Raw genomic sequence first — 18,140 nt, 5'->3', positions numbered from 1 at the left:
CGGTGTAACAATGAGGTTCCGGGACCCTCGCCGCAAGGCCTTTGCGTTAGAAAAAGTCAAATCGCGCACAGCCGCGCAGCCATAAGAGATTTTATTCTGCGGAGCATGCGCGCGGTGTCAATTTCACGCAATTTGGCGTGAAAAAATGCCGGTAATCCGTGATCGTCAGGGTTTGTTCGCAACTGCGTCAAGATCGAGATAGCGCATGCGCTTGGCTTCGCGGCGGCCCTGCGCAATGGCCTCAAGCACGAGACCGATGGCGAAAGAGAGGAAGCCGAGCTGCGCGATGGCGGCGGCGAGTATCGCGGTGGGAAAACGCGGCACGAGGCCGGTTTCCAGATACGTGACGATCAGCGGTGCACCGAGACCAAGGCAGATCAGCAGCAGCATGGCGCCGATCGCGCTGAAGAAACGCAGCGGCCGCGTCTCCTTGTAGAGTTTGATCAGCGTCAGCAGGATTCGCGTGCCGTCGCGATAGGTCCGCAGCTTGCTCTGCGAACCTTCGGGCCGCGTCGCATAAGGCAGCGGCATCTCGCCGGTGGCGATCTTGAGATCGAGCGCATGAACCGACAGTTCCGCCTCGATTTCGAATCCGCTGGACGTGACCGGAAACGATTTCGCGAAGCGCCGCGACAGCACGCGGTAGCCCGAGAGAATATCGGTGAACCCGTCGCCGAACATATTTGCGAGAATGCGGTTGAACAGGTGATTGCCGAAACGGTGTCCGCGCGGAAACGCGCCGTCGCCGCCGTTGCGGGTGCCGACCATCATGTCGAGATTGCGCGTCACCAGCGCCTCGATCAGCGCGCCGGCGGCGGTCGGATCGTAGGTCGCATCGCCGTCGGCGAGGATGTAGATGTCGGCCTCGATGTCGGCCAGCATGCGGCGGACCACGTTGCCTTTGCCTTGCAGCGTTTCGCGGCGGACGATGGCGCCGGCAGCGACTGCGGCCTCATAGGTGCCGTCGGTGGAATTGTTGTCGTAGACGTAAATCCGCGCGCCGGGCAGCGCGCGCTTGAAGCCGTCGATCACGCCGGCGATGGCGGTCTCTTCGTTGTAGCAGGGCAGCAGCACCGCGATGGAGCGGTTGCGCACCATCGCGCTGTGCGGGAACAGGTCATCGATTTCGTCGCGGACGCGATCAAGCTTTGACAAGACGGCTGCTCCCGATTGCATGAATGCCGAGGTCGCTCGCTGCGCGGCGCAGGGTCATGGCGTAAAGCGCGATCATGACGAGGAGGCCGAGCGGAATGCCGCTGAGGCCCGCGATGCTGCGGGTCAGGAACGGCGCAGCCCAGGCCAGCGCGAGCAGCGAGATTTCATAAGGATGAAAGCCGCGTGCGAAGCCGTGACGTGCAAGAAACGCAATGGCGATGCCGAGCACGACGAGGTCGTAATCCAGCACATAGGGCGTCGCCAGAAGGCTCGCGATGGCAAGCGCCGCGGCCTTGAGTTCAAACGCTGCCTGCGAACGCCACAGCCTGATGATCGTCACCGCGAGCACCAGCGCGAGCGCGGCTTGCGCGGCGTAAGCGAGATCGATGCCGCCGCCCCACATCCGCACGGCGGAGAACAGCGACTGGATCTTCTCCCAGCCGGTGCCGCCTGCCTCGAGTACGATCGTGCGCGTGAAGGTCGCGGACTCGGCGAAGGCGTGCCAGACATTCATGCCGAACAGCAGCGTCGACATCGCGATCAGCGCGATCACGGTCGCGGCGGCGCTGACGATCGTGGTCCAGCGACCGGTCGCGAGCAGCACGAGCGGAATCAGGATTCCGAATTGCGGCTTGTAGGAGAGAAGGCCGAGGCACAGGCCTGCGAGTGCGGGGCGCCGGTCCAGCAAGGTGAGAAAGCCACCGAGCAGGGCCGCTGTGAAAAATCCGTTCTGGCCGTGGCCGACATTGACGAACACTGCCGGAAATGCCGCCGTGACCAGCCATGTCTCGCGCCTCGGCACGATCGAATGGACGGCTGCCATGAAAGCGGGGAGGGACACCGCGAGCCAGCACGCGAGCGCGAAGCCGTAAGGCATCAGCGCCAGCAGCGCGGCCACCATCAGGAAAAACGGCGGATAGTGCCAGCCGAAGAACGGGACATCGCGGCCCTCGAACACGGCGATTTCGGCGGCGTGCTGAAGCTTCGGATCGTAGGCATCGGACGCCTTGCCTGACAGGGTCAGGACACCGGCCGCGTAGACATTGGAGAAATCGGTTCCGATCGGCTTGCCGTTGCGATCGATCATGTGATCCGAGGTGGCGAGCAGCCCGATCAGTCCGGCCACCGAAATGGCGAGGACCAGCAATGCATAGTTGCGGATACGGGCCGGCGTGAGCCAGTTTCCCGTCCGCAGGTCTTGCCAGATATGGCTCATTTTCTCGCCAGGATTTACGAATGTTACAGGGCGCGGGCACATCGGCCCCTGGGCGCATCGACCCTAAGGCGGGCGCTTTAAGGTTTCCTTAGTCTGCGGCGCAATTTCGTGTGTTTCGGGCGAAGTTTCTTGCGATGCAGCGTCGCCCGTTTTAGGGTGCCCCGCCCGCTAAAACCTGCGAATCCGGGCCTTCGCGACCCTCACCATCCTTTAGGAGAACACGATGCCGTTTCTGTCCGCTGCGCTTGACCGTGTGAAGCCGTCCGCGACCATCGCGGTCACGGATAAAGCACGTCAGCTCAAAGCTGCGGGCCGCAATGTCATCGGCCTTGGCGCAGGCGAGCCGGACTTCGACACGCCCGCCAACATCAAGCTGGCGGCGATCCATGCCATCGAGGCCGGCAAGACCAAATACACGGCGGTGGACGGCATTCCCGAACTGAAGGACGCGATCATCGCGAAGTTTCAGCGCGAGAACGGCCTGACCTACAAGCCGAACCAGATCACGGTCGGCACCGGCGGCAAGCAGGTGCTGTACAACGCGCTGATGGCGACGCTGAACCCCGGCGACGAAGTCATCATCCCGGCGCCGTACTGGGTGAGCTACCCGGAAATGGTGGCGCTTGCCGGCGGCGAGAGCGTGCCGGTGGTCTGCACGGCGGAGTTCGGCTTCAAGCTACAGCCGGCCGCGCTGGAGAAGGCGATCACGCCGAAGACCAAGTGGATCATCCTCAACTCGCCGTCGAACCCGACCGGCTCGGCCTATACGCACGCCGAACTGAAGGCGCTCACCGACGTGCTGGTGAAGCATCCGCATGTCTGGGTGATGACCGACGACATGTACGAGCATCTCGTCTACGACGATTTTGAGTTCACCACCCCGGCGCAGGTCGAGCCGAAACTGTTCGATCGCACGCTGACCGTGAACGGCGTATCGAAAGCCTACTGCATGACCGGCTGGCGTATCGGTTATGCGGGCGGGCCGCAGCAGCTCATCTCGGCAATGGCGACCATCCAGTCGCAATCGACCTCGAACCCGTCGTCGATCGCGCAGTGGGCGGCCGTCGAGGCGCTCAACGGTCCGCAGGACTTCATCGCGGCGAACAACAAGGTGTTCAAGGAGCGCCGCGATCTCGTGGTCGCCATGCTCAATCAGGCGAGCGGCATCGACTGTCCGCGCCCCGAAGGCGCGTTCTACGTCTATCCGTCCTGCGCGGGCACCATCGGCAAGACCGCGCCATCGGGAAAAAAGATCGCGACCGACGAGGACTTCGTAACCGAGCTTCTGGAGACCGAAGGCGTCGCGGTGGTGCAGGGGTCCGCATTCGGCCTTGGCCCGGCGTTCCGCATCTCCTACGCGACGAAGACCTCAGACCTCGAGGAAGCCTGCAAGCGCATCCAGCGTTTCTGCGGAAACCTGCGCTGAGGCGCTGATGATATGTCGAGGCTGCTGTCGTGACCGCGCCTCGACATTTCGCTCACGGCGTCTATCGCCCTGACGTCGATGGCCTGCGCTGCATTGCAGTCCTCGGCGTCATCTTCTGTCATCTCAAGTTCTCGGCGCTGCCCGGAGGATTCGTCGGTGTCGACGTGTTCTTCGTCATTTCCGGTTACCTGATTTCGCGAAATATCCTGAACGATCTGCAGGATGGCCGCTTCTCGCTGCTGACTTTCTACGATCGCCGGATCCGGCGCATTTTCCCGGCGCTGTTCGTCACCATCGCAGCTTCGTTCGCAGTGGGGCTGGTGCTGTCTTCGCCGGAGCAGTTGCGTGTCCTGGCCGGCGACGTCGTCTCGTCGCTGTTCTCCATCGTCAACATCCGTTTCTGGAAAGGGGCGCACGACTATTTCGCCGCCTCGAGCGACGAGCGCACGCTACTGCATTTGTGGTCGTTGTCGGTGGAAGAACAGTTCTACCTGGTCTGGCCCGCGCTGCTGCTGCTCCTGACAAGGGCGAAGCACTCGGCTTTCCTCTTTGTCGCGATCACGACGCTCGCGGCTGCTTCATTGATCGCGGCCCAGCTCTGGCTGCCGCGCGACACTGCAGCCGCCTTCTACCTGACCCCCTTCCGCGTGTTCGAGTTTGCGTTCGGGACGATCGTGGTTCTGGCCGAGCGGCGCGGATCTCCCGGACCTCGACAGGCTATTGCGATGTTCGCAATGGGGCTGGTTCTGATCTTCGCGTCCATGATCTTCTACACGGCGGCGACGCCGTTCCCGGGACTGACCGCTGCGATCCCTGCCGCCGGGACTGCGCTTGCGATCTACGGTGGCCGCGGCTCCACGCAGTTGCGCATTCTCGGTAACCCCGCCGCCGTCTGGGTCGGGACCATCTCCTATTCGCTGTATCTGTGCCATTGGCCCGTGATCGTGTTCGGCCGCCATGTCATCGGCGACTGGATGGAGGTGGTCTGGGTCAAACTCGTGGCCCTTGCCGTGATGTTCGGGCTGGCGACGATGCTTCATCGTCTGGTCGAAGTGCCATTCCGGTCGCGTGCGCCTGAGGTGAGGCCGTTCTGGAAACTTCTCGGTGCCTGCGGTGTGGCGATTGCCGTTGTCGCTGTTCCGGCGCACACAGCCTTCCGTCAGGATGGCTGGTCATGGCGCTTCAACGAGGCGCAGCGAGCGGTCATGCACAAGCAGGCTTTCGCCTTCGCGCCGTGCTCGGAGTATCTGTGCGTGTTTGGCGACACGGCCGGACCGCTCGGCGTGCAGATCATCGGCGACTCCTATGCACAGCAGTATGTCGCCGCGTTGCAGCCGCTGCTGCTCAAGCTTGGCATGCGGGGCGAATCCTACGCTTACGGCGGGTGCCTGATGCTCGACGGCATCCGGCTGGGCCATGCTTCCACCGCGGCGCGTTGTGCCGCCGAGCGGGACGCTACATTCGACAAGGTACGCAGCAGCGCTGCGCCAGTGTTGATCGCACAGGCGTGGCGGTCCTATCGCAATCTCGCCGGAGAGGATGGCCGCCCGCTGCCGGCGAACACCGACAATCAGTACCGCGAAGCGATTGCGGCGGCGCTGTCCCGGACGATTGATAAGATGGGTGGCCCGGACCGGCGCATCTTGCTGATCGGCGGCGAAGTGCTGACCCACTGCAAAAAGTACGAAACGGAAATCAGGCGTCTGTCCATCGCCCCGCCGCCGGATTGCGCTCCTCCGACCCTGGCCGAAGTGCGAACGCAGACGGCGCCATGGAATGAGACGTTCCGCAGTATCAAGGCGCGGTATCCTGACAAAGTGACGACACTGTTTCCGGAAGATTACCTCTGCCCGAGTGTGTGCGAGGTGATGAATGGCGGCCTTTGGCTGTTTCGGGACACCGGTCACCTGACTGTGATGGGATCGGAGCTTCTGGGCGCGCGTGCAGAAGACACTTTGGTGAGCTTCTTGCTAGGCAAACCGGCAACGAGCGTTGGCGGACACCTGCGATAAGGCAACACTGCTGAATAATGTCGGCAGTTTGATAGGAAATAAGCAGGCTGCCATGTTTTTGACACGGCGCTTCCCTTTTGTCCGCGCGCCTATCAAAACAAGCAATCCGGAGTTGAATTCCATGCGTCTTTCATCAGTTCTCGGTACCGCGTTCGCGGCACTCGTCGCCTCGTTCGCCACGGCGAACGCACAGCAGGCCGTTCAGGTCGGCGTGCTGGAATGCCGGGGCGGCCCGAACGTCGGTATGGTCGTCGCGTCCAAAACCACGCTTGAGTGCGTTTTCCGCAGCGAAGGCCGCCGTCCCGAGCCTTATCTGGCGCATGTCACCCGCGTCGGCGTCGACCTCGGCGTGACCGAAAACACCAGCTTTGCGTGGGCGGTGCACGCCCCGACCCAGCGTCTCGGCCGCGGCGATCTTGCCGGCAACTACGGCGGCGTCGGCGGCAACGTCTCCTTCGGTCTCGGCGGCGGCGGCAACCTGATGTGGGGCGGCTCGCAGAATTCCTACGCGCTCCAGCCGCTCAGCCTGCAGGGCCAGACCGGCCTGAACGTGGCCGGCGGCGTTGTCGGCCTCGAACTTGAGCCGGCCGGCCTGGTGAAGCGCAAGCATCGCCGCCACCACCATCGCGGTTGAGTTAACAAACCGGAATGAAAAAGGCCCGCACATGCGGGCCTTTTTTGTTGCTCTTTAAGGGCTATCGGCAGGGCGGGAATTGAACATTACCCGCCGGTATGACTAGATGCGCGGACCTTTCACGGTCTTTTTCGCATCGATCCTTCAATTCGCGCCATACAGCCGGAGACATCCCATGCGCCGCCTTTCCACCGTCCTGTCCGTTGCTTCGGCAGCCCTCGTCGCGACGGCTGTCCTCGTTCATGCTCAGTCAGGGCGCACCCAGGTCGGCGTGCTTGAATGCCGCGGCGGTCCGAATGTCGGCATGATTGTCGGTTCGGTCACCAATCTCGGATGCGTCTTCCGCGCCGACGGCCGCCCGGACGATCTCTATACCGCGCGCATCACCAAGATCGGCGTCGATCTCGGCATCACGACTGAGACCGCGTTGTCATGGGCGGTGTTCGCACCGACCGCACGTATCGGCATGGGCGACCTGTCCGGCAATTACGCCGGCGTCGACGCCAGCGCCGCGGTGGGCGTTGGTCTTGGCGGCAACGCCATGCTCGGCGGTTCGGCCAATTCCTTCGCCCTGCAACCGCTGAGCGTGCAGGGACAGACCGGCTTGAGCGTCGCCGGCGGCGTGCAGAGCATGGAACTGCGTCCCGGCCGCTTCTGAGGTTCGCGCACAGAATATTTTTTGCAAAGGCCCGCCGCCTTGGCGGGCCTTTGTTTTCGATAATGTCTCCAATGGGACAGCAATTTTAGGTGATCGCGCGATGCTGCGCAGCGGCATGTTTCCCGCTTGCCAACCGTACCGCGCCTTGAGACGATCCTGAGGCCGACCCGCGTGAACGCATTCCGCAGAAGTGGGAGCGGTGCGAGCGGAATGCGCGTAGCTATGAAGTGAGAGCGTTCCGGCGGCGACCGGATGAACCCTTCGCCGGGAAGTGCTCGATGCGGGCCGTACTCCATGAGGAGACGGCAAATGGGACAAGACAACCTGAGAAGTCCCCGTGGTCCCCGGTGCATTGCGCTGGTGGGCCCGTTCCAGAGTGGCAAGACCACATTACTTGAAGCGATCCTGGCCCGGACCGGGGCCATTCCCAAAGCAGGCACCGTTGAAGCATGCAACACCGTCGGAGATCAGTCTCCGGAGGCACGTAACCATCGCATGAGTGTCGGGCTGACAGCCGCGACCACCACCTTTATGGGCGACAGCTACACCTTCATCGATTGTCCGGGGTCCGTTGAATTCGCGCACGACATGCGTGCCGCGCTGCCGGCGGTCGATGCCGCGGTCATCGTGTGCGAGGCCGACGAGCGCAAGCTGCCGCAATTGCAGATCATCATGCGCGAGCTCGAAGACCTCGGGATTCCGCGCTTCCTGTTCCTCAACAAGATCGACAAGGCGAACAAGCGCATCCGCGAAACGCTGGCGACGTTGCAGCCGGCCTCGCGTACGCCGCTGGTGCTGCGGCAGATTCCGATCTGGAAGGGCGATCTCATCGCAGGCTTCGTCGATCTCGCGCTGGAGCGCGCCTTTGTCTATCGCGAGCATATGCCGTCCGAGGTTATCGACCTTGAGGCAGGCGATGTCGATCGCGAGAAGGAAGCACGGCTCACCATGCTGGAAAAACTCGCCGATCATGATGACCGGCTGCTCGAACAGTTGCTTGAGGATATTCCGCCGCCGCGCGACGAGGTGTTCGACGATCTCGCCAACGAATTGCGCGAGGGTCAGATCTGTCCGGTGCTGCTCGGCTGCGCGACGCGCGAGAACGGTGTCCTGCGGCTGATGAAGGCGCTGCGCCATGAAGCTCCCAATGTCACGGCCACCGCCAAACGCCTCGGTGTTGATGACGAGAAGACGGGGCTCGCCTATGTCATGAAGACCACGCATCTTCAGCATGGCGGCAAGCTGTCGCTGGCGCGCGTCCTGCGCGGGCATATCACCGACGGCGACACCGTGCAGTCGTCCGGCGGCGGAAGCGGCCGGGTCTCGGGAATTGCCGTGCCGAATGGCGGTGCCGACGGCAAGCGTGCATCCGCGGCTGCCGGCGAGACGGTTTCGCTCGGCAAGCTTGATCCGGTCCACACTGGTGAGACGCTGACGACGGGCAAGACCACGCCCGCTGCACTCGCCGATGTGGTGGCAACGCCGCCTGTTCTGGCGACGGCACTGTCCGCGCTGGACCGCAAGGACGACGTCAAGCTCGGGCAGGCGCTGACGCGTCTGATCGAGGAAGATCCGTCGCTGAGCGTCGTCCACAATCCTCTCACACACGAAATGGTGCTGTGGGGGCAGGGCGAGATGCATCTGCGCGTCGCGGTCGAACGGCTGAAGGACCGCTTCGGCGTCACCGTGAAGCAGCACGCGCCGCCGGTCGGTTATCAGGAGACCATCCGCAAGACCATCACCCAGCGCGGGCGTCACAAGAAGCAGTCCGGTGGCCATGGCCAGTTCGGCGACGTGGTGCTCGACATCAAGCCGTTGCCGCGCGGCAGCGGCGTCGTGTTCCGCGAAAAGATCGTCGGCGGCGCCGTGCCGAAGAACTATATCGGCGCGGTGGAAGAAGGCGTCGGCGACGGCATGATGCGCGGGCCGCTCGGCTTCCCGGTGATCGATCTCGAAGTGACGCTGACCGACGGCTCGTATCACAGCGTCGACTCGTCCGATCAGGCGTTCCGCACGGCGGCGCGTATCGGTGTCACCGAAGCGTTGCCGCAATGCGCGCCGGTGTTGCTGGAGCCGATCCATGTGGTCGAGATCGTCTGTCCGACCGATGCGACCGCGAAGATCAACTCCATCCTGTCGGGGCGGCGTGGCCAGATTCTCGGCTTCGATACCCGCGAGGGCTGGACCGGTTGGGACCGGGTGCGGGCGATGATGCCCGAAGCCGAAATCGGCGATCTGATCGTGGAATTGCGCTCGGCGACAGCGGGAGCCGGCGGCTTCACCCGGCAGTTCGACCACATGTCGGAAGTCACCGGCCGTGCGGCGGAGCAGATCATCGCCGCCCATCGCACGGCGGCATAGGCAACGTCTCGCAAACATCTCGCGTGAAATGCGAGATTCTTCACCTCTCCCCGTCGAACGGGGAGAGGTGAAACCGCCGCGCTCATTGCAAAAATCAGCCTACAAAACGGCTCTGGATGATGTATAATACATCATTAAGGCCGTTTTTTACTTGCATTATGGTCTCTCAAGACGGAATTTTGTCATTGATCACATCTTCGCAGATGCGGGCCGCGCGGGCTCTTCTGGGCATCGACCAAAAGACTCTCGCGGAAATGTCCGGTGTGTCGCTTCCGACCATCCAGCGGATGGAGGCCAGCGGCGGCGTTGTTCGCGGTGTTGTCGACTCTCTGACCAAGGTTGTCGACGCACTGAACCGGGCCGGCGTGGATCTGATCGGCGACAACGCCAGGAGCGAGGGCGGGGGCCGGGGCGTGCGGTTCAGGGAGCCGCCGCAAGGTTAAAAGCCGGCGACACGCCGGCATGACACGCGGGCGCAGAACACATGGACGCATCGAGCGCACAGCCGAGCCAGCGGCAGCCGACATTCGCTGAACTGTACACACCGAAATTCGTCACGGTCCTGCGCGAGGGCTACGGCCTCGATGTCTTTCGCGCCGATGTGGTTGCGGGCCTGACCGTCGCCATCGTCGCGCTGCCGCTGTCGATGGCGATTGCGATCGCCTCCGGCACCACGCCTGACCGCGGACTTTACGCAGCGATCTTCGGCGGCTTTCTCGTCTCGCTGCTCGGCGGCAGCCGCTTCCAGATCGGCGGCCCCGCCGGTGCGTTCATCGTGCTGGTTGCGGCATCGATGGCGCGCCATGGAATCGACGGCGTGCTGCTGGCGACGATGATCGCCGGACTGATTCTGATCGCCGCCGGATTCCTGCGGCTCGGCACCTATATCAAGTTCATTCCCTATCCGGTGACGGTAGGCTTCACCGCCGGAATCGCCGTCATCATCTTCGCGAGCCAGATCCGCGATCTGCTCGGCCTCACGCTTGCGGGCAAGGAACCGGGCGAACTGATCCCGAAACTTGAAACACTGGGACGCGCCATCGGCACTACGAACGTTGCCGCGGTGGCGATCTCGGTTGCGACCATCGCCATCATCGCAGGGCTTCGCAGGCTGCGCCCGACGTGGCCTGGCATGCTGATTGCCGTCGTCGTCACCGGCGCTGCAGCGGCGCTGCTATCGCTGCCGGTGGAAACCATCGGCACGCGTTTCGGCGGCATTCCGCAGTCGTTTCCGGTCCCGTCGCTTCCCGTTATCACGCTGGCGAAGATTCAGGCGGTGCTGCCCGACGCGATGGCGTTCGCATTGCTCGGGGCGATCGAGTCGCTGCTGTCCGCCGTCGTCGCTGACGGCATGACCGGTCGCCGTCATCGCTCGAACTCTGAACTGGTGGCGCAGGGTTTTGCCAATATCGGCTCGGCGTTGTTCGGCGGAATCTGCGTCACCGGGACCATCGCACGCACCGCCACCAATGTCCGCGCCGGCGCACGCGGGCCGGTGGCCGGCATGCTGCATTCGGTGTTCCTGCTGGCGTTCATGCTGCTGGCTGCTCCGCTGGCGAGTTACATTCCGCTGGCGACGCTCGCAGGCGTGCTCGCCGTGGTGGCGTGGAACATGGCGGAGAAGCATGAGTTCGCGACACTCATCCGCTCGTCATGGGGCGATGCCGTCGTGCTGCTCGCGACATTCCTGCTCACCGTGTTCCGCGATCTGACCGAAGGCATCGTGGTCGGTTTCGCGCTCGGCGCGCTGTTGTTCATTCACCGCATGTCGCAGATCACCGGCATCGACACCTACGCGCCGCTCACCGTCGACGACAAGGCCGACAGGTCGAACGGCGACCGCGAACCCTACGATCCCGCCCTCGCGGCCGACCGCGACATCATGGTGTATCGCATCAGCGGCGCATTCTTTTTCGGCGCGGTCGCCGCCGTGGCCTCGGTGCTCGATCGCCTGTCCGGCTACAAGGCGCTGGTGATCGACTTCAAGGCGGTGCCGCTGCTGGACTCCACAGCGGCGAATGCCATCGCGCAGATCGCGGTCAAGGCGCGGCGTCACGGCGTGCGGGTGTTCATCACCGGCGCATCGCCAAGTGTGCGGCGAACGCTGCTGTCCTATGGCGCGCGGCCGCCGCAGGCGAAATACCGCTCGGACATCGCGAGCGCCGTCGCGGAAATCAAGCGGCTGGATCAAACGATTTGACAGCGCCGGGGGCTGCGTGATTTGACCAATCGACATACCAATTCGTATGTGGATTTGGTCGAACCGGAGCCCGATTTGTGAGCGTGACACCTGCGGCATGTCTGATCGGCTGGCCCGCCGCACATTCGCGGTCGCCGCTGATTCACAAATACTGGCTGACGTCGTTCGGCATCGACGGCGACTATCGCATCGAAGCTGTGGAGCCGGCAGCGTTCGCAGATTTCATCGGACATCTTGCGGAGCGCGGCTACAAGGGCGCGAACGTCACCATCCCGCACAAGGAGCAGGCGCTCGCACTCTCGGCGCCCGATGCGCGTGCGCGTGCGGTGGGCGCGGCCAATACGCTCTACTTCAATGGCGGCGAACTGTATTCGACCAACACCGATGTCGAGGGCTTCATCGGCAATCTCGACGCCAGCGCGCCGGGCTGGGATCGCACCGAAGATGTGCTGGTGCTCGGCGCGGGCGGATCGGCACGCGCGGTGATTTTCGGATTGATCGAACGCGGCATCAGGCGTGTGCATCTGGCCAACCGCACCGCGTCGCGAACGCAGGTGCTGGCCGATCAGTTCGGCGCACATGTGCAGCCGCTGGCATGGGATGCCGTTGGCGATGTGCTCCCGCGTGTAGGCCTTCTGGTGAACACCACATCGCTCGGCATGAAGGGGCAGCCGCCGCTCGATGTGAATGTCGGCGCGCTTCCGGCAAGCGCGACGGTCGCCGATCTGGTCTACGTGCCGCTTGAGACGGATCTGCTGAAGGCAGCCAAGGCGCGCGGCCTGCAAACAGCCGACGGTCTCGGCATGCTACTGCATCAGGCGGTGCGCGGGTTTGAATTGTGGTTTGGCAGGCGTCCCGCAGTGACCCCGGACCTGCGCGCGCTGGTCGAGGCGGATTTGACACGAGTCTGAATCCGCGACACCGGGACAGCTTGAGATTCTCACCGTGCGACGCTAAAGGGGCGCCTTCAGCATGAAGGGATGCCTGTGAACAGAACCGGAAAATTCGTCGTGCTCGCCGCGCTCGCGCTGGTGATCTACAGCGCCACCACCGTCTATCAGGGTGCGCAGGGTTTCAACCCGGCGTTCATCGAAGACGTCAAGAAGCGCATGCAGGATGACTTTGCTGCCAAGAACATCACCGTCACGGAAATCAGTATGCTCCGTCGCGGTCCCCGCGAACTTGCCGGTTTCGTGAAGTTGAAGACGCCGGGCTCGAACGAAATTGAGCAGAAAAACTGCACGGCGACCATGGCCGAGGACAAGGTGACCACGTCCTGGAGTTGTCAGTAACGCCTGCCTGACCAACGGCGCGGTCGATGATCGCACCGTCGCGGGCAACGACGGCCTCGCGCCGCCGATGTGAACTTCACCTCTCCCCGTTCTTGCGGGGAGAGGTCGCGAGCAAAGCGAGCGGGTGAGGGGCATTTCGCCAATGGAACGCAGAGGCCCCTCACCCGGAGACTTCGCTGCGCTCAGCCTCCGACCTCTCCCCGCGAGCGGGGAGAGGTAAAGGAATCAATCCCCGATTCAATTCCGCGGGCTGCTCACCGCATTGGTCTGCATATAGTCCGTCAGCACGCGGCGATCGATCTCGTCGATATGGTTGATGCCGGTGAGGCCCATCGTGGTGCTGAGCTCCTTGCCGATCAGATCGAGCGCCAATTCCACGCCAGCCTGTCCGCCCGCGCCGAGGCCATAGATATAGGCGCGGCCGATCATGCAGGACTTGGCGCCCAGCGCCAGCGCGCGCATCACGTCCTGGCCGGTGCGGATGCCGCCGTCGAACATGATCTCGGTTTGCGAGCCGACATCCTGCACGATCTCCGGCAACACCGAAATCGAAGACGGTGCGCCGTCAAGCTGACGTCCGCCATGGTTCGAGACCACGATGGCTTCCGCGCCGGTCTTCACAGCTTCACGCGCATCGACGACATCGAGAATGCCCTTGATGATGAGTTTGCCGGGCCAGATCGAGCGAATCCATTCGACATCCTTCCAGTTCAGTGACTGGTCGAATTGCGACGCAACCCACGCCGAGGTTGAGCCGAGATCGCCCGCGCCCTTCACATGGCCGGTGATGTTGCCGAAATTTCGGCTCTTCCCTTTGAGCATACCCATGACCCAGGCCGGCTTGGTGGCGAAGTCGATGAGGTTTCTCAGCGTCGCGAGTTTCGGCGGCACCGTCAGGCCGTTCTTGACGTCGGCGTGGCGCTGGCCGAGCACCTGCAGGTCGACCGTGAGCACCAGCGCGCTGCACTTCGCGGCGATGGCGCGTTCGATCAGCGATTTCGCGAAGCCGCGGTCCTTCATCACATAGAGCTGGAACCAGAACGGCTTCTCGACATTCGCGGCAACGTCTTCGATCGAGCAGATCGACATGGTCGAAAGCGTATAGGGAATGCCCACCTTCTGCGCAGCACGGCAGGCGTAGATTTCGCCGTCCATATACTGAAGTCCGCCCGAGCCGATCGGGGCGAGGATCAGCGGCAGCGCAGCCGGTTCGCCGAGAATGGTCGTGTTGAGTTGCCGCTTCGAAATGTCGACGAGGATGCGCTGGCGAAACTTGAACTTCTGCATGTCGCTGATGTTGGCGCGCAGGGTTTCTTCCGCATAGGATCCGCCGTCCACATAATCGAAAAACGGCTTCGGCACGCGGCGCTTGTGAATCTGCCGCAGGTCCTCGATGCAGGTAATGTTCTTCATGGACGCGTCCTCATTGAATTTTTTGTTGTGACAATCATCTACCATGGCTGGAGCGTGTGCAAACACCTGCCATGCCGGGAGATCGTCATGACCACGAAAAAGGCCGATCCGGAAGCCGTCAAAAAGGCTGAAGCCGAAAAGCGCAAACTGGACGACGAACTCAATGAGGCGCTTGAAGAGACCTTTCCCGCCTCTGACCCCGTCAAACTCACCCAGCCGGACCCGCACGTCGAACCCCGTCCGAAGGACTAAAATCCGGAACAGGCGGCATCCCCGGACGTTATCCCTGCGAACCCACGCAGGAGCACATCATGGCCGAGGCCGGCACCAAGCCAAAAAACCCGAACAAGCCGAAAGACCCGGAGAAGAAGAAGCTCGACGACGACCTCGAGGCCGGGCTGGAAGAATCATTTCCGGGCTCTGACCCGGTCAGCGTGACCCAGCCGTCGCCGTCCAGGCACGATGAGGACAGCAGACGGAAGGGCTAGCCCCCAGGCCGGTTTTCCGGCTGGAGGGCCGGAGTGCGGACAACACGTTATAAATCAATGAGATAGGAACCGTCGCCTCTGCCGGGCGGCGGTAATGATTCATCATATTATTTGAAGAAATCCCGTCCCCAGAGGCTTTATAACGAGCTCTCCGCTAGAATGGGGCGTTCGCCAGAGCCAAGCAGGTGTTTTTCGGAGCCTGGCCAGAGACTCGGCGGAACAGGGGAATTCATGGTGCGCAAATATTTCGGGACCGACGGTATCCGCGGTCGTGCCAACAGCCTGATCACGCCGGAACTGGCGCTCAAGGTCGGGCAGGCGGCCGGTCTGGTGTTTCAGCGCGGCGACCATCGTCATCGCGTGGTGATCGGCAAGGACACCCGTCTGTCCGGTTACATGATCGAAAACGCCATGGTGGCCGGATTCACGTCTGTCGGCATGGATGTGCTGTTGCTCGGCCCGATGCCGACGCCGGCCGTGGCGATGCTCACCAAATCGATGCGCGCCGATCTCGGCGTGATGATCTCCGCCTCGCACAATCTGTTCGACGACAACGGCATCAAGCTGTTCGGCCCTGCCGGCTTCAAGCTGTCCGACGATGTCGAGACGCAGATCGAACAGTTGATGGACGAGAACCTCGACAAGCGCCTCGCCCAGAGCGCCAGTCTCGGCCGCGCCCGCCGCATCGATGGCGTGCACGATCGCTACATCGAATTCGCCAAGCGCACCCTGCCGCGCGATCTCAGCCTCGACGGCCTGCGCGTCGTGGTGGATTGCGCCAATGGCGCGGCCTACAAGGTGGTGCCTGAAGCGCTGTGGGAGCTGGGCGCGGACGTCATCTCCATCGGCGTCGAGCCGGACGGCTTCAACATCAACAAGGACTGCGGTTCGACCTCGCCGGAAGCGCTGTCGCGCAAGGTGCGCGAGATGCGCGCCGACATCGGCATCGCGCTCGACGGCGACGCCGATCGCGTCATCATCACCGACGAACGCGGACATGTGGTCGACGGCGACCAGCTTCTCGCCGTGATCGCGCAGAGCTGGAAGGACGATGGACGGCTGGCGAAGCCCGGCATCGTCGCCACCGTGATGTCCAATCTCGGCCTTGAACGTTATCTGAAAGAGCAGGGCATCGAACTGCTGCGCACGCCGGTCGGCGATCGCTATGTGCTCGAGCAGATGCAGAAGGGCGGCTACAATCTCGGCGGCGAGCCGTCGGGCCACATCATCATGTCCGACTTCGCAACCACCGGCGACGGCTTCGTCGCGGCGTTGCAGGTTCTCGCCGTGGTGCAGCGCCTCGGCCGTCCGGTCTCGGAGGTCTGCCACCGCTTCGAGCCGATGCCGCAGATTCTCAAGAACGTGCGCTACCGCACCGGCAAGCCGCTCGACAATCCCGGCGTGAAATCCGCGATCGTCGATGCGGAGAAACGCCTGAACGGCAGCGGCCGTTTGCTGATCCGCCCCAGCGGGACCGAGCCGGTCATCCGCGTGATGGGCGAGGGCGACAATCGCGATCTGGTCGAGGAAGCCGTGGACATGATCGTCTCGGCGCTCGGGACGGCGTCCGCGGCGGCTTAAAATTCTACGTCGTCCCGGCCAACGGATCGGCGCAAAGCGTCGTCCGATGACAGGCTCCGGCCGGGACCCATTTTGCACAGTGCCGCGTCATGCTGAGGTGCGAGCCGCGTTTGCGGCGAGCCTCGAAGGATGCGCGAATGCAGGACGCAGATCTCACCGCCATCCTTCGAGGCTCGCAAGTGCTCGCACCTCAGGATGACGGGGTCTGCGCGACTTGCCGCCAGTCTGATCAATCCGGCACATCAGCCATGGGGAATCGCGACTGGTGACCTTGCCGCCGAATTTGTATTTGAAGTCAATTCGATTTTGAATTTGCCGGAATCTGCCGTGAACAAGCCCGTTGTCCTGTCGGAAGACACCCTCGCCGCGCCGATCGTTGTGGATGCTCCGGCGGCCCCCGCCCCGGTTTCGAGCGCACCCGCATACGCTATCATCGGTGCCATCAGCTTTTCTCATCTCCTCAACGACCTGATGCAGTCGCTGATTCCGTCGGTCTATCCGATCCTGAAGGACAACTACGCGCTCGACTTCGGCCAGATCGGCATGATCACGCTGGCCTTCATGTTCACCTCGTCGCTGTTGCAGCCGTTCGTCGGCGCCTACACCGACAAGTATCCAAAGCCGTTCTCGCTCGCGCTCGGCATGGGCTTTACCTTCGCTGGCCTGATCCTGCTCAGCGTCGCCAATCATTACTGGGTCATCCTGCTGGCGGCCGGTCTGGTCGGCACCGGATCAGCGGTCTTCCATCCGGAATCCTCGCGCATCGCGCGCATGGCCTCTGGCGGCCGGGTCGGCATGGCGCAATCGGTGTTCCAGGTCGGCGGCAATATCGGCAGCGCGGTCGGTCCCGTGCTCGCGGCGCTGATCGTCGTGCCGTTCGGGCAGGGCAGCATCGCCTGGTTCTCGCTGGTTGCCGCGCTCGCCATCGTTGTGCTGTGGCAGATCGGGCGCTGGTACAGGCCGCGCGTCGCACAGCGCAAGGTCAGCCATGCCGTGGCCGACGAAGAGCGATCATTGGCGCGCACTCTGGTTGCGCTGACCGTGCTGATGGTGCTGCTGTTCTCCAAGGCGTTCTACTCGGGCAGCATCGGCAGCTACTACACGTTTTTCCTGATTCAGAAATTCGGCATCACCACGCAGGCGTCGCAGATCTATCTGTTCCTGTTTCTCGCCGCGAGCGCGGTCGGCGTGTTCTTCGGTGGTCCGCTCGGCGACCGGTTCGGCCGCAAGTATGTGATCTGGTTCTCGATCATCGGCGCGCTGCCGTTCACGCTGGCGCTGCCACATGTCGGCCTGTTCGCCAGCGCGATGCTGAGCATCCTGATCGGATTCATCATCTCGTCGGCAACGCCTGCGATCATCGTCTATGCGCAGGAACTGATGCCGCATCGTCTCGGCATGATCTCGGGATTGTTTTACGGCATGACGTTCGGCTTCGGCGGTCTCGGCGCTGCCGTGCTCGGTCAGGTGGCGGACTGGAAGGGCATCGATTTCGTGTATCAGGTTTGCGCCTGGCTTCCGGCCATCGGCCTGCTTGCGATCTTCCTGCCGCAGATCAAGCGCCACAAGCTCTGACGCTCGCACTTTAAGTTGCACAACTATCGACGTCATGCCGGGCCTCGTGTCTGGCATTTGTCTCGTCATTGCGAGGAGCGCAGCGACGAAGCAATCCATGTCCTGGATAGAAGAATGGATTGCTTCGCT

General features: G+C 62.9%; 16 protein-coding genes. 13 read left to right on the top strand and 3 right to left on the bottom strand.

The window, feature by feature from the left end; genetic code table 11:
* Positions 1–165: 165 nt before the first annotated feature.
* Positions 166–1,176 carry a glycosyltransferase family 2 protein gene (locus HMPREF9695_RS16250; RefSeq protein ID WP_083875198.1) on the bottom strand — a complete coding sequence of 337 codons (1,011 nt, stop codon included), beginning with the start codon at positions 1,174–1,176 and terminating at the stop codon, positions 166–168.
* On the bottom strand, positions 1,142–2,371 hold the full coding sequence (locus tag HMPREF9695_RS16245; RefSeq protein WP_041712562.1) for a glycosyltransferase family 87 protein: 1,230 nt from the start codon (positions 2,369–2,371) through the stop codon (positions 1,142–1,144). The genes HMPREF9695_RS16250 and HMPREF9695_RS16245 overlap by 35 nt, the downstream gene beginning before the upstream one ends.
* A gap of 223 nt (positions 2,372–2,594) precedes the next feature.
* Here HMPREF9695_RS16245 and HMPREF9695_RS16240 point away from each other — a divergent pair, with 223 nt between their 5' ends.
* From HMPREF9695_RS16240 to HMPREF9695_RS16200, 9 genes are all read left to right on the top strand, one after another.
* Entirely contained in the window at positions 2,595–3,797 is a 1,203-nt protein-coding gene (locus HMPREF9695_RS16240) for a pyridoxal phosphate-dependent aminotransferase (protein WP_006021960.1), read from the top strand.
* 29 nt (positions 3,798–3,826) lie between these two features.
* Positions 3,827–5,809 carry an acyltransferase family protein gene (locus HMPREF9695_RS16235; protein WP_006021959.1) on the top strand — a complete coding sequence of 661 codons (1,983 nt, stop codon included), beginning with the start codon at positions 3,827–3,829 and terminating at the stop codon, positions 5,807–5,809.
* 121 nt (positions 5,810–5,930) lie between these two features.
* The gene (locus HMPREF9695_RS16230; protein ID WP_006021958.1) at positions 5,931–6,443 is read left to right on the top strand and encodes a DUF992 domain-containing protein; all 513 of its coding nucleotides are present in this window, start codon (positions 5,931–5,933) and stop codon (positions 6,441–6,443) included.
* A gap of 175 nt (positions 6,444–6,618) precedes the next feature.
* Positions 6,619–7,101: a DUF992 domain-containing protein gene (locus HMPREF9695_RS16225; RefSeq protein WP_006021957.1), complete on the top strand. Its 483-nt coding sequence runs from the start codon at positions 6,619–6,621 to the stop codon at positions 7,099–7,101.
* 309 nt (positions 7,102–7,410) lie between these two features.
* Positions 7,411–9,462, top strand: a complete 2,052-nt coding sequence (locus HMPREF9695_RS16220; RefSeq protein WP_006021956.1) for an elongation factor G — start codon at positions 7,411–7,413, stop codon at positions 9,460–9,462.
* Positions 9,463–9,647: 185 nt separating this feature from the next.
* Positions 9,648–9,905, top strand: a complete 258-nt coding sequence (locus HMPREF9695_RS16215; protein ID WP_041712560.1) for a helix-turn-helix domain-containing protein — start codon at positions 9,648–9,650, stop codon at positions 9,903–9,905.
* Positions 9,906–9,946: 41 nt separating this feature from the next.
* The gene (locus HMPREF9695_RS16210) at positions 9,947–11,662 is read left to right on the top strand and encodes a SulP family inorganic anion transporter (protein ID WP_006021954.1); all 1,716 of its coding nucleotides are present in this window, start codon (positions 9,947–9,949) and stop codon (positions 11,660–11,662) included.
* A gap of 77 nt (positions 11,663–11,739) precedes the next feature.
* Entirely contained in the window at positions 11,740–12,573 is an 834-nt protein-coding gene (locus HMPREF9695_RS16205) for a shikimate dehydrogenase (protein WP_006021953.1), read from the top strand.
* Between the two features lie 69 nt (positions 12,574–12,642).
* Entirely contained in the window at positions 12,643–12,954 is a 312-nt protein-coding gene (locus HMPREF9695_RS16200) for a hypothetical protein (protein WP_244434533.1), read from the top strand.
* Between the two features lie 237 nt (positions 12,955–13,191).
* Here the strand turns inward: HMPREF9695_RS16200 and HMPREF9695_RS16195 are convergent, their stop codons facing one another.
* Positions 13,192–14,367: an alpha-hydroxy acid oxidase gene (locus tag HMPREF9695_RS16195; protein WP_006021951.1), complete on the bottom strand. Its 1,176-nt coding sequence runs from the start codon at positions 14,365–14,367 to the stop codon at positions 13,192–13,194.
* Positions 14,368–14,454: 87 nt separating this feature from the next.
* Between HMPREF9695_RS16195 and HMPREF9695_RS26710 the strand changes: the two genes are divergently transcribed.
* The 4 genes from HMPREF9695_RS26710 (at position 14,455) to HMPREF9695_RS16185 (ending at position 18,011) form a co-directional block, all read left to right on the top strand.
* Positions 14,455–14,619: a hypothetical protein gene (locus HMPREF9695_RS26710; protein WP_006021950.1), complete on the top strand. Its 165-nt coding sequence runs from the start codon at positions 14,455–14,457 to the stop codon at positions 14,617–14,619.
* Positions 14,620–14,678: 59 nt separating this feature from the next.
* Positions 14,679–14,855: a hypothetical protein gene (locus tag HMPREF9695_RS26705; protein WP_006021949.1), complete on the top strand. Its 177-nt coding sequence runs from the start codon at positions 14,679–14,681 to the stop codon at positions 14,853–14,855.
* A gap of 231 nt (positions 14,856–15,086) precedes the next feature.
* Entirely contained in the window at positions 15,087–16,436 is a 1,350-nt protein-coding gene (gene glmM / locus HMPREF9695_RS16190) for a phosphoglucosamine mutase (protein ID WP_006021948.1), read from the top strand.
* 327 nt (positions 16,437–16,763) lie between these two features.
* Positions 16,764–18,011 (top strand): MFS transporter, encoded by a 1,248-nt coding sequence (locus HMPREF9695_RS16185; RefSeq protein ID WP_041712834.1) that lies wholly within the window; start codon positions 16,764–16,766, stop codon positions 18,009–18,011.
* Positions 18,012–18,140: the final 129 nt, after the last annotated feature.

This window comes from Afipia broomeae ATCC 49717 (genome assembly GCF_000314675.2).
Lineage (GTDB): Bacteria > Pseudomonadota > Alphaproteobacteria > Rhizobiales > Xanthobacteraceae > Afipia > Afipia broomeae.
This window is presented reverse-complemented; position numbering and strand designations above follow the sequence as displayed.

Coding starts and splice junctions, on each gene's coding strand:
- HMPREF9695_RS16250 (WP_083875198.1), bottom strand. CDS start 1,176: ATGCAATCGGGAGCAGCCGTCTTGTCAAAGCTTGATCGCGTCCGCGAC.
- HMPREF9695_RS16245 (WP_041712562.1), bottom strand. CDS start 2,371: ATGAGCCATATCTGGCAAGACCTGCGGACGGGAAACTGGCTCACGCCG.
- HMPREF9695_RS16240 (WP_006021960.1), top strand. CDS start 2,595: ATGCCGTTTCTGTCCGCTGCGCTTGACCGTGTGAAGCCGTCCGCGACC.
- HMPREF9695_RS16230 (WP_006021958.1), top strand. CDS start 5,931: ATGCGTCTTTCATCAGTTCTCGGTACCGCGTTCGCGGCACTCGTCGCC.
- HMPREF9695_RS16225 (WP_006021957.1), top strand. CDS start 6,619: ATGCGCCGCCTTTCCACCGTCCTGTCCGTTGCTTCGGCAGCCCTCGTC.
- HMPREF9695_RS16220 (WP_006021956.1), top strand. CDS start 7,411: ATGGGACAAGACAACCTGAGAAGTCCCCGTGGTCCCCGGTGCATTGCG.
- HMPREF9695_RS16210 (WP_006021954.1), top strand. CDS start 9,947: ATGGACGCATCGAGCGCACAGCCGAGCCAGCGGCAGCCGACATTCGCT.
- HMPREF9695_RS16200 (WP_244434533.1), top strand. CDS start 12,643: ATGCCTGTGAACAGAACCGGAAAATTCGTCGTGCTCGCCGCGCTCGCG.
- HMPREF9695_RS16195 (WP_006021951.1), bottom strand. CDS start 14,367: ATGAAGAACATTACCTGCATCGAGGACCTGCGGCAGATTCACAAGCGC.
- HMPREF9695_RS26710 (WP_006021950.1), top strand. CDS start 14,455: ATGACCACGAAAAAGGCCGATCCGGAAGCCGTCAAAAAGGCTGAAGCC.
- HMPREF9695_RS26705 (WP_006021949.1), top strand. CDS start 14,679: ATGGCCGAGGCCGGCACCAAGCCAAAAAACCCGAACAAGCCGAAAGAC.
- glmM (WP_006021948.1), top strand. CDS start 15,087: ATGGTGCGCAAATATTTCGGGACCGACGGTATCCGCGGTCGTGCCAAC.